Source organism: Paenibacillus sp. Paensp111, assembly GCF_059492195.1.
Map to the genome: position 1 here is coordinate 390,912 of NZ_CP168527.1, position 13,761 is coordinate 404,672.

General features: G+C 52.4%; 12 protein-coding genes. 6 read left to right on the forward strand and 6 right to left on the reverse strand.

Annotated elements, in window-relative coordinates:
• Window positions 1–78: 78 nt before the first annotated feature.
• Together ACEN86_RS01985 and ACEN86_RS01990 are read right to left on the reverse strand one after the other, a co-directional pair.
• Window positions 79–3,438 (reverse strand): DEAD/DEAH box helicase, encoded by a 3,360-nt coding sequence (locus tag ACEN86_RS01985; RefSeq protein ID WP_495632710.1) that lies wholly within the window; start codon window positions 3,436–3,438, stop codon window positions 79–81.
• Window positions 3,439–3,452: 14 nt separating this feature from the next.
• Complete coding sequence (locus ACEN86_RS01990) at window positions 3,453–3,779, reverse strand: thioredoxin family protein (protein ID WP_495632711.1); 327 nt, start codon at window positions 3,777–3,779, stop codon at window positions 3,453–3,455.
• 244 nt (window positions 3,780–4,023) lie between these two features.
• Between ACEN86_RS01990 and ACEN86_RS01995 the strand changes: the two genes are divergently transcribed.
• The gene (locus ACEN86_RS01995; protein WP_495632712.1) at window positions 4,024–4,350 is read left to right on the forward strand and encodes a YnfA family protein; all 327 of its coding nucleotides are present in this window, start codon (window positions 4,024–4,026) and stop codon (window positions 4,348–4,350) included.
• Between the two features lie 193 nt (window positions 4,351–4,543).
• Here ACEN86_RS01995 and ACEN86_RS02000 read toward each other — a convergent pair whose 3' ends face one another.
• The 3 genes from ACEN86_RS02000 to ACEN86_RS02010 form a co-directional block, all read right to left on the reverse strand.
• A complete protein-coding gene (locus ACEN86_RS02000; protein ID WP_495632713.1) occupies window positions 4,544–5,986 on the reverse strand; it encodes a hypothetical protein in 1,443 nt (480 codons plus the stop codon).
• Between the two features lie 267 nt (window positions 5,987–6,253).
• On the reverse strand, window positions 6,254–7,063 hold the full coding sequence (locus tag ACEN86_RS02005; protein ID WP_495632714.1) for a TPM domain-containing protein: 810 nt from the start codon (window positions 7,061–7,063) through the stop codon (window positions 6,254–6,256).
• Window positions 7,060–7,707: a LemA family protein gene (locus ACEN86_RS02010; protein ID WP_495632715.1), complete on the reverse strand. Its 648-nt coding sequence runs from the start codon at window positions 7,705–7,707 to the stop codon at window positions 7,060–7,062. Before ACEN86_RS02010 ends, ACEN86_RS02005 begins: the two co-directional genes overlap by 4 nt.
• Window positions 7,708–7,918: 211 nt before the next feature.
• Between ACEN86_RS02010 and ACEN86_RS02015 the strand changes: the two genes are divergently transcribed.
• Together ACEN86_RS02015 and ACEN86_RS02020 are read left to right on the forward strand one after the other, a co-directional pair.
• Complete coding sequence (locus ACEN86_RS02015; RefSeq protein ID WP_495632716.1) at window positions 7,919–8,950, forward strand: phosphotransferase family protein; 1,032 nt, start codon at window positions 7,919–7,921, stop codon at window positions 8,948–8,950.
• On the forward strand, window positions 8,947–9,948 hold the full coding sequence (locus ACEN86_RS02020; protein WP_495632717.1) for a glycosyltransferase: 1,002 nt from the start codon (window positions 8,947–8,949) through the stop codon (window positions 9,946–9,948). The genes ACEN86_RS02015 and ACEN86_RS02020 overlap by 4 nt, the downstream gene beginning before the upstream one ends.
• 358 nt (window positions 9,949–10,306) lie before the next feature.
• On the opposite strand, the gene ACEN86_RS02025 is transcribed toward ACEN86_RS02020, so the two are convergent.
• Entirely contained in the window at window positions 10,307–10,453 is a 147-nt protein-coding gene (locus tag ACEN86_RS02025; protein ID WP_495632718.1) for a hypothetical protein, read from the reverse strand.
• Window positions 10,454–10,673: 220 nt separating this feature from the next.
• Here ACEN86_RS02025 and ACEN86_RS02030 point away from each other — a divergent pair, with 220 nt between their 5' ends.
• The 3 genes from ACEN86_RS02030 to ACEN86_RS02040 all read left to right on the forward strand — a co-directional run bounded on the left by ACEN86_RS02030 (window position 10,674) and on the right by ACEN86_RS02040 (window position 13,645).
• Window positions 10,674–11,468: a formate/nitrite transporter family protein gene (locus ACEN86_RS02030; protein ID WP_495632719.1), complete on the forward strand. Its 795-nt coding sequence runs from the start codon at window positions 10,674–10,676 to the stop codon at window positions 11,466–11,468.
• A 147-nt stretch (window positions 11,469–11,615) separates the two neighbouring features.
• Window positions 11,616–12,077 (forward strand): pyridoxamine 5'-phosphate oxidase family protein, encoded by a 462-nt coding sequence (locus ACEN86_RS02035; protein ID WP_495632720.1) that lies wholly within the window; start codon window positions 11,616–11,618, stop codon window positions 12,075–12,077.
• A 746-nt stretch (window positions 12,078–12,823) separates the two neighbouring features.
• On the forward strand, window positions 12,824–13,645 hold the full coding sequence (locus ACEN86_RS02040; protein WP_495632721.1) for a transporter substrate-binding domain-containing protein: 822 nt from the start codon (window positions 12,824–12,826) through the stop codon (window positions 13,643–13,645).
• Window positions 13,646–13,761 lie beyond the last annotated feature (116 nt).

Genomic DNA, 13,761 nt, shown 5'->3' on the forward strand with positions numbered 1-13,761 from the left:
TCTCAGGAGTGGAATGAACTTCCTGAGAGGGTGGTGCTTTTGTTTAATATAATAACCACGTTATAAAAGTCGTGTAGATTACAGCTCTATGCTCAGAATCTCGCGGATATCCTGCTCGGAGAGGGAGGATAACGACTCCTGCCCCGGCTGAATGACTTCTTCGATCAGATTCTTCTTCCTCTGCTGAAGCTCGTACATCTTGTCCTCTACCGTACCCTCGGATACGAGGCGGATTACTTGCACGACATTCTTCTGTCCGATCCGGTGCGCCCGATCGGCAGCCTGCTGCTCGACCGCGGGATTCCACCATAGGTCGTACAGGATGACAGTGTCCGCTCCAGTCAGGTTCAGACCAGTCCCGCCGGCCTTGAGGGAGATCAGGAACAGGTCGCCTTCCCCTTCATTGAACCTGCTGCACAGCTCCACCCGCTCCGCGCCCGGTGTCTGGCCGTCCAGGTAGAAATGCGGCACCCCTTGATAACCAAGCTCCCGCCGGATCAGGCCAAGCATCTGGGTGAACTGCGAGAAGATCAGCATGCGCTTGCCTGCACTTCGGCAGTCATCGATGATCTCTAGCAGCTGCTCGAATTTGGCGGAGCTTCCCTTATACCCTTCGACGAACAGGGCTGGATGGCAGCAAAGCTGGCGAAGCCGGGTCAACCCGGCGAGGATCTTGATCCGGTGCTTCTGCAGATCATCCTCCTTGAGGTGCTTCACGGTCTCCGCCTGCAGCTCGGCGAGGTAAGCCGTGTAGAGCTTCTTCTGTTCAGGGAGCAGCTCGGAGGACTGCACGGTTTCGATTTTGTCAGGCAGCTCCTTCAGGACATCGGACTTCAGGCGTCTAAGCAGAAAAGGACGAACTCGTCTGGCTATGGTCTCCCGCGGGAGGTCATTGAAATCCTGACGGTTCGGGAACAAAGCCGGGAATACGGCGCTGAAGATGGACCACAGCTCTTCAAGCCCATTCTCGACAGGTGTCCCGGTAAGGGCGAAGCGGTACTTCGCCTCGATCAATTTGACAGACTGTGCGGTCAGCGTACCGTGATTCTTGAATGCTTGAGCCTCGTCCATAATCAGGGTATGGAAGGGCTCATCTGCATACAGATCCTTATCCTTCCGAAGAAGCGGATAGGAAGTGATGATGACCTCTGCGCCAGACTTCCGGCCAAGCAGCCGGCTTCGCTCACTGGGGCTTCCGTCAGCAATGACGGTCCGTACTTCCGGCGCGAATTTGCCCAGCTCATTTCGCCAGTTGTAGACAAGCGAAGCGGGAGCCACGACCAGGATCGGCAGACCCTGGCTTCTGGCCTCGGGCAGCACCGAGACGATAAAGGCAATGGCCTGCAGCGTCTTGCCAAGTCCCATATCATCGGCAAGAATCCCGCCGAAATGATAGTGGGCGAGCGTCTTCATCCACTGGTAACCGTATTTCTGGTAATCCCGAAGAACCTTATCCAGTGTGGCGGGAACAGGGAACTCTAGATTGTCCGGATTACGCATATTCTCAAGAAGGCGCCGGAAGGACTTGCCCAGGATTAACGAGCTGCGCTGCTCATGAGCATCCAGCAGATGGAGGCCCCGGACAGCCGGAACCCGAACCTGCGACCCCTCGATATCACCAAGCCGGATGCCGACCTCGTTGATCAGCCTAACAATTTCCTGGAATTCCTCGCTTTCGAGCGGCAACAGGGAACCATTCGGCATCCGGTAATATTTGCGTTTCTCGCCCAGCGACCTGAGCAGGTTCCGAATTTCGGATTCCGGAATGCCTTCCATATCGAAGCGGAACTCCAGCCAATCGGTACGTTCATTAAGATCGGCGCGAATTTTGGGCGGGGTGGAAGGTGCTATTAATCTGACTTTGACTGCAGAAGTGGCGAATACCTCCACCAGCTTCTCCAGCTGCGGGACAAGATGATACAGGAATTCATACTCTCCGTCCTCGTCCTCCATGAAATAGCCGCTGTCGCTCTTCGCGAAAGCGCTTTGCTCCATCAGGTCCAGAATCTGCCGCTCCTTCTCGCCATCGCGCATAAGAATACGGCCTTCTCCGCGCTGAGAGCCCCCCACCTCAAGTGGATTAATCACGATATCGCCATACTGGAATTCAAGCCCTGCAAGCAGCTTGTCTCTAATCCGGTCAAGATACAGCCTGGCTTTGAGTGCTGTCTTCATAATTCGGTCAGACACCGCATCTGCAATATGAACCTCTCCGAGCTTCATCAGGCCGGGAACGACCCTCTCCATAAAAGGTTCCATTTGCTGCGTGGAGATCTGAATTCGGGATCCGTTCGAAGTGTCCAGCATCTGCTTCAGCTCAAGGAGCCGCTTGCAGCGTCCGGCTGGCAGCTTCAGCAGCTTTCCTTCGGAAAGGACAATTCCGTAGGATTCAAGTATAGTAAGGTCATCCAGACCCTCAATATCCAGCTGGTAGCCTTCAGACGCAGCTTGATCGAACTCGAACCGCAGCGGCAGACCTTCACCTGACAGATGAATTCCTTCGTAGGTTCGTTCCTCCTGAATCAGCTTCACCGAAGGAGCGGCTGCCAGATGAGGATAGAGGGCTTCCCAGAACGAAGGAGGAACCGGCAGCAGCCGTTCGCCGCTGGACCTGTTCGTATAGGCCGGGTGGCTGCTTAAGGTCTCGCGGTACATGCGCTCATGCTGATAGATGCTGATCAGCTGCTGAATCACAGCATCATTCTCTGGACTGAAGCTGTGCAGCTCCGGAACGTAGCTGAAATGCTTGGAGAACATCATCGAGTCCCGCCGCTCGATGCGGTCCAGGAAATCTCTTATTTTCTGAACAATATAGAGTCTCTTCGAGCCGACCTTCATCTCGACTCCGAACATATATTTATTATGGCTATAGGCAAAAGGCCGGCAGATGAACTCCACCTCCAGCTGCTCCCTGGGATCGAACAGACGCGTGGCACTTGAGCGCACGGGCTTGTCGCGGAATAAACCGAGCAGTTCACCAGCCAGCCGGGAATCCCCGTGTGAATTCCTCTGTGAATCCTTGGGCGATTCAAAATGCTCCGAGCCTTCGAAATGGTATACTCGCAAGGGCTTTCTCACTCCGGATTCCTCCACCGCACCGGGACTCACATTTCCACCGGACTGCATAGGGCGAACCGGGGAGTAACCGCCATGCTCGGTCTGGTGAATCGTCAGCAGGACCGCCGCAATATGTTTGCAGTACTGGAAGCTGGAGTAATATGCCGAGCAGGTGCATTTGGCATCGACATCACTGTTGCTGTCGATTTCGACCTGTATGTTATAGCTCATCTTGCCGTGGACAACGGCCGCGAAGCTTCCGGATTCCGGGTCATATTTCTGAAAAGCGACCCGTCTCCCTCCGCAATAGGCCTCGCCCTGCTCAAAGGATTCCGGCCCGCATAGCAGTTTGATAATTCGCTGTGTCAGCTGAAAAGTCATTAGGGTTGTCCTTTCTATGGGGTAAGGAAATGCTGCTGCAAAAGCTTATATAAATGATCCACGGACTGCATCGCGTACTCGAACCGGACAGGCTCTCCATCTTCAAGTAGAACCAGACACGGCACACTGGAGATTCTCCATTGCTCCCGCAGTACCGGGGCGTAATTGATGTTGATTTTACTAATCTGGATAGATGGATCAGCAGCCTGCACAATTTCCAGCATCCGTTCGCCTAAATGGCAGGTGCCACATAGAGCTGTATAGAAGAAGACAGCATCGCGGCCGCTCTGCGTGCCGGTTCTGCGGACAAGCTCCTGTTCCTTCACTTCTAGAAGAGGCATCGCTGCACTCCCTTTCCTTACGTAGATATAACGAATTTCTATAGTGGTAAGTTGACGTACGCTTAATTACAATACTACCAGTATAGGCTTGATCAAGCGGAATTACGAGTCCTGACTCACGAGAGCCCTAGAGGCTTACGGACTCAATTTCCTTGAAAAACCATACAGATTGCTATTTGGCATGAACTAAGTTAACTTGTTTTGGATCATTAGTAACCCTAAAGAGTTAGGAGAGGAACAAATTATGGCCTTATCTTTATTAATTTTTATGATTGCAGGACTGGCGGAGATTGGCGGAGGGTACCTGATTTGGCTGTGGATTCGTGAATCGAAGCCGGCTTGGTACGGTCTCATTGGTGCGTTGATCCTCATTGTCTACGGGATCATCCCTACATTTCAGAAATTCCCTTCCTTTGGCCGCGTCTACGCCGCATACGGCGGACTGTTCATCGTCCTGGCTCTGCTGTGGGGATGGCTGGTTGACCGCCGTAATCCGGATCTGTACGACTGGATCGGGGCGGCCATCTGCATGATTGGGGCATCTATTATTCTGTGGGCTCCGCGAAGTTAGAGCAGACTCCGAAGTTAGAAGCGGAGTATGGGAAAATAAACAAAGCCGTCGGCATTACCGGCAGTCAGAGGATCCATCTTAGCCGGAGACAGAAGCTGCTCCGGCTGTGATGGAAAGTCTGCCACAGTCTTGAGCAGCATATATCCGGCGGCCTGACTGCAAATTGGCCATGTAACTTACTTAGTGTTGTTACTTACACCAGGAACATGGCCACTACTGTCGTTACGCCCAGGCCGATCAGCACCGGCTTCAAATTCCGCCGGGCCAGCTCGAACGGGCTCACGCCGCAGATTGCTGCGGCTGGAATCAGCGCCCAGGGAATCAGGGTACCTCCGCCGACCCAAATGGCGGCCACCTGGCCAAGGGCTGTCAGGGTTGCAGCACCTGAACCTATGGCTGTAGCGAAGAGGTGGGCAATGGAGCCGGCAAGTGAAATGCCGGAGAAGCCGGAGCCATCGAGACCTGTAATGGCGCCCGTAACGGTGAGGGTGACGGAGCCGACCACACCGTTCAGCGGTACGGATCCGGCCAAGGCAACGCCAAGGTCATTGACAATACCGTGGGACGCCCCCGGCAGGACTTTGCCGAACAGCTCGGTAAATGCCGCATCGCCCAGATAGAAGAAGGCCGCGATAGGAATAACCGGCCCGAATACTTTGAATCCGAATACGAAGCCGTCTATAAGATAAGAGGTTACTTGCTCGAGGCCTTGATTACGATGGGCAAGCATAGTAACTGCAATCAGAATGAACACCGCTGTGCCGCCCACCAGCGCCGTGGCATCTCCGCCCTGCAGCTTGAGCTGGAACATCACCACAACGTCCACGATGAAGAAGAGCGGAATGAGGATGGCCAGAGCTTTTCTAAGCATGGGGGAGAGCTTGATGGATTCTTTATCCGTATCGTGTGCCGCTGGACCGACCTGCTCCTCATTTCCGGCAGTTAGATCTGCGGCGCTGCCTGCCCCGGATACAAGTCCGTCCCTCCAGGTACCGTTCCGCAGATCCCTGCGCATCATCCAGAAAGCCGACGCCGTCGTCACAACTCCCATAACAATAACCAGTGGAACGCTGGCCTCCATGACACTTGATACGGGGAGGCCCGCAGCGTCTGCGGTCAGCTTTGGTGCTCCTTGAATAATATAATCCCCTGACAAGGCAATGCCGTGCCCGAACAAATTCATCGCCATGGCTGCTCCAAGGGCCGGCAATCCTACGCGGAGCGCAGCAGGCAGCAGTACTGCTCCGATCAATGCCACAGCGGGCGAGGGCCAGAAGAAGAACGAGGTCACTAGCATAATGAGGCCGATTCCCCAGTATGCCATGGCCGGGGTCCGCAGGAAGCGGGTCAGGGGAGCTACCATGGTCTCATTTATACCGGTACGAATGAGCACCCGGCTCATCGCAACAATGATGGAGATAATCATGATCGTACCCATAAGCTCTTTGGTCGCATAGATGAAGGAGCCGAATATCCCCGACACCGAACCATGAAGCGTCTCGGTAGCAAGCAGTCCCAGCGCGAAGATCCCAGCCACACAGATCATCGTCGTATCGCGCCGACGGATTAGAAGTACCATAATAAACACGATAAAAGCCAGATACACCCAGTGAATTGCAGTTAACTGAATGCCCATTCAAGCCACGCACCCTTTCTTCACCTCTAATAACAGGTGCTATAAGGTATGCTGGGGCCTGGGCAAGTGTTCACCTGTGGGTCCGGAAAAAGGGGCCGGGCCGCTTCATGATTGGGACTACACTGAGTGCACAGGACCTTATAAACGCGGCAGATTCGGTGTAGGCGTGGAACAGGTTTCGACTACAACACAAAGACACCCCCTCCGGGGTGTCCTTGTTCCATCAAAGTTCAATCTATCTTGGTTAGAGGGGGGGAGATTACGCTACTAGAACCTCCGGCTCGCACCGCCGCCTCCGGAGGAACCGCCTCCGCCGCCGCGGAAGCCGCCCCCGCCACCAGATCCACCGCCACCCCATCCGCCCCCGCCCCCGCGTCCCATCATGGAGAGCAGGGTCAAGGTGATGGCGCCGCGGAAGAAGATGAAATCCACGGCGAGCAGGCCGATGATGACGATGATCCAAATGATGGATATTCCGCCACCGGTATCCTGGTTCGCGGCCGTGCCTGATTCCGGCAGAACGACGGATTCGGGATTCAGCTTGTCCTGAACTCCATATTCTGCCGCGACTTCGTTATATAAGGCTTTGTAGGTTTGCACAATGGCCTGGTCCGGCTTATTCTCCTTCAGATACGGGATAGCGGTCGAGTCAAGGATCCGCCCGGCCTTGCCGTCCGGGATGGCTCCTTCGAGTCCATAGCCGACCTCGATCCGGGCCTGTCGCTCGCCCATGGAGAGCAGGAGCAGCACACCGTTGTTCAGCTCTTTGTTCCCAAGAGCATACTTGCGCAAAGCCTGGTTCCCGTACTGTTCAATATCGGCTCCGCCGAAAGTGGGTACGGTAAGCACGGCGACCTGAGCCTTCGTCGCATCCTCGAGCGTGCGGCCCAGCTTATTCAGCTCCGCCTTCTGCTCAGCAGACAGCAGCCCCTCGAAGTCCTGGACATAGATATCGCCGACCGGCGCAGGGATGTCCAGGGCTGCCGAGACGGGCGCTGCGCTTCCAAGCAGCAGAAGCAGCAGGAGCAGCGAAGTGGTCAGCGCCGTAGGCAAGCGGAAGCGGCCCCGCCCATTCATGCCCGCGTACCCGCCGCAGCCACGCTATATCGGCTGCCGCCAAAGAGGAATGAGGTTGATCCATCCGTATTGAAGTCCACCTGCGGGTTCTGCCGTGATTCCGTTGTCGTCTTGAAGTATTCCTTCGCATCAAAGCCCATAATTCCGGCGATCAGACGGCCGGGGAATCGCTTGATCATCGTATTGTACTGCGCGACAGAGTCGTTGTAGTCTCCTCGTGCCACAGCAATCCGGTTCTCGGTTCCGGCCAGCTCGTCCATCAGCTGGGTGAAGTGAGCATCAGATTTGAGATTCGGATAATTCTCCACTACAACCAGCAGGCGGCTTAAAGCGCCCTGAAGCTGATCGTTCGCAGCGGCCTTCTCCTCCGTCGTACGGGCTCCGCCAAGTGCGGCACGGGCATCCGTAACCTGCTTGATTACATCCTTCTCATGCTGGGCGAATCCTTTGACCGTATTCACCAGGTTCGGGATGAGATCGTATCTGCGCTGGAGGTCTGTCTCAATCCGGCTCCATTTCTGGTCCACGTTCTCTTCGGCAGTTACATATTTATTGTAATTGCTGATCATAAAGATCACGATAATCACAAGTACCGCAGCGACTCCGATCACCGGAATCAGACAGCCTTTTCCTTTTAAATTCATTCTGTAACCTCCTTGATCTAGTTCACCTATTCGTGGGGTAAGTTCTTATGAATTCTTATACCCCATCATCTTCGCCGAGAATCTTGTACGGGGTGAGTGTACAAGCGCAGCAAGCTTTGAGATAATAATGTATTAATGGATAAGCTTAAGTTAACTTATATAACAAAATTCCCGGTATTCACGAAATAGCCGGGTAATATAGAGGGATCTTATGGATAATATTCTGAAAGCGGTCACGCCTGACGGAAGGCTGGATCACACGCAGATCTATGCACGCGAAATTTTATACAAAGGCATGAACGGCAGATTCGTAGAACGGTTCTATTTATCTCCGGATCACAGCTTTATCTTCAAGCCGGTCACTCATGCCGGTCAGGCAGGCCGCGAAGGCTGGGTCTATGAGCATATTCTGCCTTTAATTCCGGGCATTTATCCGAGGATGCTGGCGAGGTCCTGTTCAAGCGACGAGACAAGCTGGGCGATATTCGAAGATCTGGGCAAGCTGCAACATGCTTTTGAAGGGGATACGATTCTCGAAGTGACAAGAGCCATGGCGCGGTGGCACGCCCTTCCTGTGGACCAGCTGCCTGCAGAGACACCGGCTGCCGGACATAAGCCGCGGATTGAGCTTGCGGCGGCCGAGATTGTCCTGCGGGAAGAGGAGGCGGCTTCCCTGTTCGCGGAGCTGCATATTCCGGCCCAATCCGGATCACGGCTGGTTACGGCTATCCGGGATCTGGCGGCCATGGGCAATCACTCTCCTTATGCCGCTTCCCAGGTTCTCTCGCATGGCGACCTGCACTTAGGGAACTACGCCATGGCTGGCGAGAAGCTCTACGTCCTGGATTGGGAGCATGCTCATCTTGGTACGATCCACTGGGATCTGTATCACCTATTAGACATGTCCCATCCTCTGTTCCCCAAGCAGGTTACCTCTTCCCTCCGGGACCAGGTGCTTAGCGTATATGCGGCGGAATCCGCTAATCACGGTAGAGTTCTGGACAGGGTCCTGCTCGGAGAACAGTACGCGCTCTTCGCCGCCGTCTACTCCGTCTGGATGCTGCTGCTGATCCGCCGGGATCTTGATCAGAAGGAGCCCATATGGCCGCGCGAACAATTGCAGACACAGTGGAGAGAGACGGCGGACAGTCTGATGCAGTGCATGGGCATGCTAGGATTCATAGATGGCTTGAGCGATACGGGTATCGGCAAGCATCATATAGAGAAGGCGGTGGGAGAATGAAGAAGGTCGGACTTGTTATGCGCAAAATCCAGTTCACTGAAGCCCAGGGCCCGCGCGTATTTGCGGACCGGCTACAGAGAATTGGCAGAGAACTCGGGGTAGATATTGTCTTCATCTCCCCGGAACGTCATGTCAGCGGGCATGACTGGCTTCCAGGTTATGAACACGAGAAGGGGGATCTGGTCAACTATGATATCGTTCTGGATCAGATCTATGAACAGAAGATTGACCATGTGATCTACACGGTGTCAGGCTTTACTTTTCTGAAAATGTTCCTGAAGAACAGCGTCCTGTTCCCGCACAGCTTCCCGGACCCGGCCTTGACCGGCTATGAAATGATGAAGCCGTTCTACTCTATTGTAGACAAGGCCATCGTCCAGACGGAATTTCTGAAGCGGGAGATGGCGCGCAGCTTCGGAGTTAACGATGTGACGGTGATTCCGATTGGCTTCAGTGAAGCCTTGGCGCAGAAGCACTACGACCCTTCCTTGGTGGTCAATAACCGGATCATGTGGATTGGCCGGGATGAGGAGAACCGGCGGCCGGATCTTGTAGTTGAATACGCACGGCAGAATCCGGATAAGGAAGTATTTATGGTGTTCGGCGGGGAGCGGTACCGGGAGAGTATGAAGAAATATAACCTTCCCTCCAACATCAAGCTTCAGTTCGCCTTGTCCCAGGATGAGGTGTTCTCGCTTATGAATACCTCCAAGGTATATTGGAGCAGCTCCAAATTCGACACGTTCGCGATGCCGCTGACCGAAGCTATGGCCATGGGCAAAATCGTCGTCAAGCCGGAGCATCCCTGCTACGGCCATATCAGCGCCCGCCATGCTTTTGCCGGGAATGAGGAGAACTGGTTCGAGCTCGTTAATATGGCAGCGGCCGCGCCTTATCAGGTGTCTGAGGAGAACCGGAGCTACGCCTTCGAGAAGTTCTCGAGCCGGGTAATGAAGCAGGGGTATCAGGAGTTCTTCGACAAGTGGCTCAGCAGCTGAATTTTGTTCTGCTTGGACCATACAGCCTATAGCTGAGCATTGATCTGTACGTAAGGCTACGTGTGGAATATACATCTACAAGAACAGCCCGGAGCACCTTCCAAAATGAAGATGTTCCGGGCTGTTTGTGCATGCAGCGTTTTCGTTGTGTATTAGACATGCTCTTTATAAAGACAGATTGATTCCGTGCATAACCGACAGCATTAACCTATGAGCTGGTCACAACTACCAGCATGAAAAAAACCGCCCCCGGGCAGAATACCCCGGAAGCGGTGTGCAGGTAAGTGACTATGAACTGCTGAGCTTGCTATATTTGGACGTCATCCCAAGGAGGGGTGACGATCAGGACGTATAGGAGTTATTGTTCACTCTTGGATTCGTACATATATGAAAGCTTGCGGATAATTTCCTTCTGCCATTTCTGATCCCCGAGGCTAACTGCCAGGTTAAGAAGATCCAAATACTCGTCAATCCGCTGGGTGTTCTGTGCTGCCGCTGTTCTCATGGACTTTACCCCTTTGTATGAAAATAGTTCAGTAGCTAATAATGAGAATCATTATCACAAAGTTCTTATACTTATATTATGCATGATCATCGCAAAAATGCAATATGAAAAAGCGTCTTTTTTCGAGAAAATGTGACGGTTTCAAAATCAAAAACATGTGTTATAGTACGGGAGACAGATGAATTGGAATAAGTATCCTTAAGTATGGAGGGAGATCATTTTGGAAACGGAATCCTTATTAAAAGTGGAAGAGCTGGCGCTCAAAAAGTACAAGATTTTCAAGCAAAGCTGGATCCGCTATATCGCTAGGGCGATGCTGGCAAGTATGTTCATCGGATTCGGCGTTATTGTTGCGTTCAAGACAGGCAACTTCTTCTACATGGAGAAGTCCCCGCTGACTTACCCGATGGCGGCCATTACGTTCCCCGCGGCGATTATCCTGATCGCTTATGGAGGCGGGGACTTGTTCACGGGCAACACGTTCTATTATACCTATGGAGCGCTGCGCAAAAAGCTGCGCTGGACCCAGGTGCTCAAGCTTTGGGGATCCAGCTACCTGGGCAATATATTCGGAGCCTGTGCTTTTGCCCTGCTGATCCATCTTACAGGCCTCTTCGACAGCTCTTCGGTGAACGGATTTCTTCTGAGCGTGGTTGAGCATAAAATGCAGGCGCCAACGATGGAGCTGTTCTTCCGGGCCATTCTGTGTAACTGGCTGGTGTGCCTGGCGTTCTTCATTCCGATGTCGCTCAACAGTGATGGAGCCAAGATGTTCGCGATGGTGCTGTTTGTATTCTGCTTCTTTATCTCAGGCTATGAGCATAGCATTGCCAATATGTGTACGTTCGCGATCGCGCTGGTGTTGAATCACCCGGGAACTATTTCCTTTGCGGGAGTGATTAACAACCTGATTCCGGTGACGCTCGGTAATCTGGTCGGCGGGGTGCTGCTGATGGGCTTTATGTATTACTTTGTGAACAAGCCGTTCATCGAAGATGGCAACGGAACACATTAATATCAAGAAGACATGCCTAAGGAAACTTGAGCATGTCTTCTTTTTCGGATACTTGCTCACATTCATCGCCCATTACGGACTGTGTTTGAATTAGGATTTTTAACAGTTTGTGAATTAATAAATAACCGTAGATTGAGGGGAAGGACAATGACGAACCACGGGCTTGCACCGGAATTGTACGAGCTGCTGAATGGACAGGACTTAAACAGCAAGCAGCAGGAGGCCATGGTGCTGATGACGGTTAGTGAAGACGGCTGGCCGCATACTGCTATGATCAGCGTGGGTGAGATTGCTGCAATATCGCAGGATTCGCTCAGACTTGGTTTATGGCCGGGAACGGTCACAACCGGCAATATCCTGCGAACCGGCAAGGCTACATTGGCTGCCTTCTACGCAGGCAAGGCCTTCTACACCCGGCTGCAGCTCCGTCCGCTGGCGGAGCTAACCGGGGCGAAGCATCCCCGCCAGCGATTTGAGGCGCAGGTTGTCTCCTGCAAGGCGGATACTGCCAAATACGCCGATATTGCAAGCGGCGTTCAGATTGTCCTCCATGATCCGGAAGCGGTGGTTACCCGCTGGGAGGAGACGGTGGAGGAGCTGCTGAGATAGCCGGTAAAGTAGCCGCGGAGTTACACGCACAGGGACGGACACAGCAGAGACAGGTCTCTGGGGAAAGCTCGGCACGAGATGTGATGTGCATCTGCCAGAGTTGATGATACATAACATGCTGGGTATACCCAGTGATGTATAACTTGCCAGTCATATACCAGGCATGAACAAATTCATAGGCACAAGGTAATCACAAGGGCTGGCTCAGGCATTGAGCCAGCCTTTTCTGCTTGCTTCCCCCTGAACAAGCCCGTCCGGATATGCTCTGGGAGGGGCTCGTTTGGGGTGAATAGGGCTTATTGGAATTCGGGCTAACTAATTGCCGAAGTCTGCTACTGCCTTTGGGAGATTATTGTATTCATCTAGATAAGTTGAATTTAAGAATTACCAAAGGGCAAGAGTGTGGAATGATTCTGGAGAAGCGAAGCGTTCGCCTACAAGCTTTCTGAAAGAAAGCTACATCGGAAGCATATGCTTTGTGACTGAATTTCTACCTTATAAATTTAATCAGGAAATCTGGGAACAACAGCGATCGGAGGAACATTTCATACGGCTGCCTCACAGGTAAGTCAAGTTATCATCTTTAATAGGCCGGTTTTGTTTCTTCTATTTCCTTATAGAAAAACCCTATAATCCGAAGCATTGACGATCTTTCCCGGGGAGTGTAAAGTAATCCTCAACATAAATCACACTAACTTAATAGGAATTGTGTGAATAAATAAAACAATATATTTGGAGGGTGAACCATGAAGAAGAAACTAGCTTTATTGACGGCGGTAGGATTATTGATTGCTGTGATTGCAGGCTGCGGGAATGCCAAGGAGGACACGACGAGCGGAACAGCTAAAGCTGCGAACGGCACTGCCGTGAAGAAGATTATTGTGGGAACCGGAACGCAGTTCCCTAACGTGTGCTTCATTGACGAGAACGGGAAACTGACCGGATACGATGTGGAGCTGGTCAAAGAGCTGGATAAGCGTCTTCCGGATTATGAATTTGAGTTCCAGACCATGGATTTCTCCAGTCTGCTGCTAAGTCTTGATACGAAGAAGATTGATTTTGTTGCCCATCAAATGGAGAAGAATCCAGAGCGTGAGGCGAAATACTTGTTCAATAAGGAGCCTTACAGCATTTTCCTCAATAAAGTCGTTGTTCCTAAGACCAATACAGATATCAATTCGATTGATGATCTGAAAGGGAAGAAAGTGATTACGTCAGCAACAAGCAATGAAGCCTATATCTTGCAGGAGTATAACAAGAAGAACAAGGATGCCATCAACATCGTCTACTCCAACTCACCTTCCAATGACAGAACGAATCAGATTCTGACTGGCCGGGTGGACGCCACGATCAGCACGGATTTCGCGCTTAAGTTTATGCCGAACGGTGACAAGCTGAAGACCGTGGGTGATGCATTAACTCAATCAGATGTACTCTTCGTGCTTCGCAAGGATGAGCAGGATCTGGCGGATAAGCTGGATGAGGCGATCAAAGAAGTGAAGGCAGACGGAACGTTGGCCAAACTGAGTGTTAAATGGCTGGGACAAGATTTTACGAAGGATAAATAACTACATGAAATGAACTGGACTATTTAATGGGAAAGGCAGGAGCATCGGAGGGGAAGTTTGGAACTGAAGGAGCGTGAGCGACCGCCTACAAGCTTTCTGAAAGAAAGCTACATCGG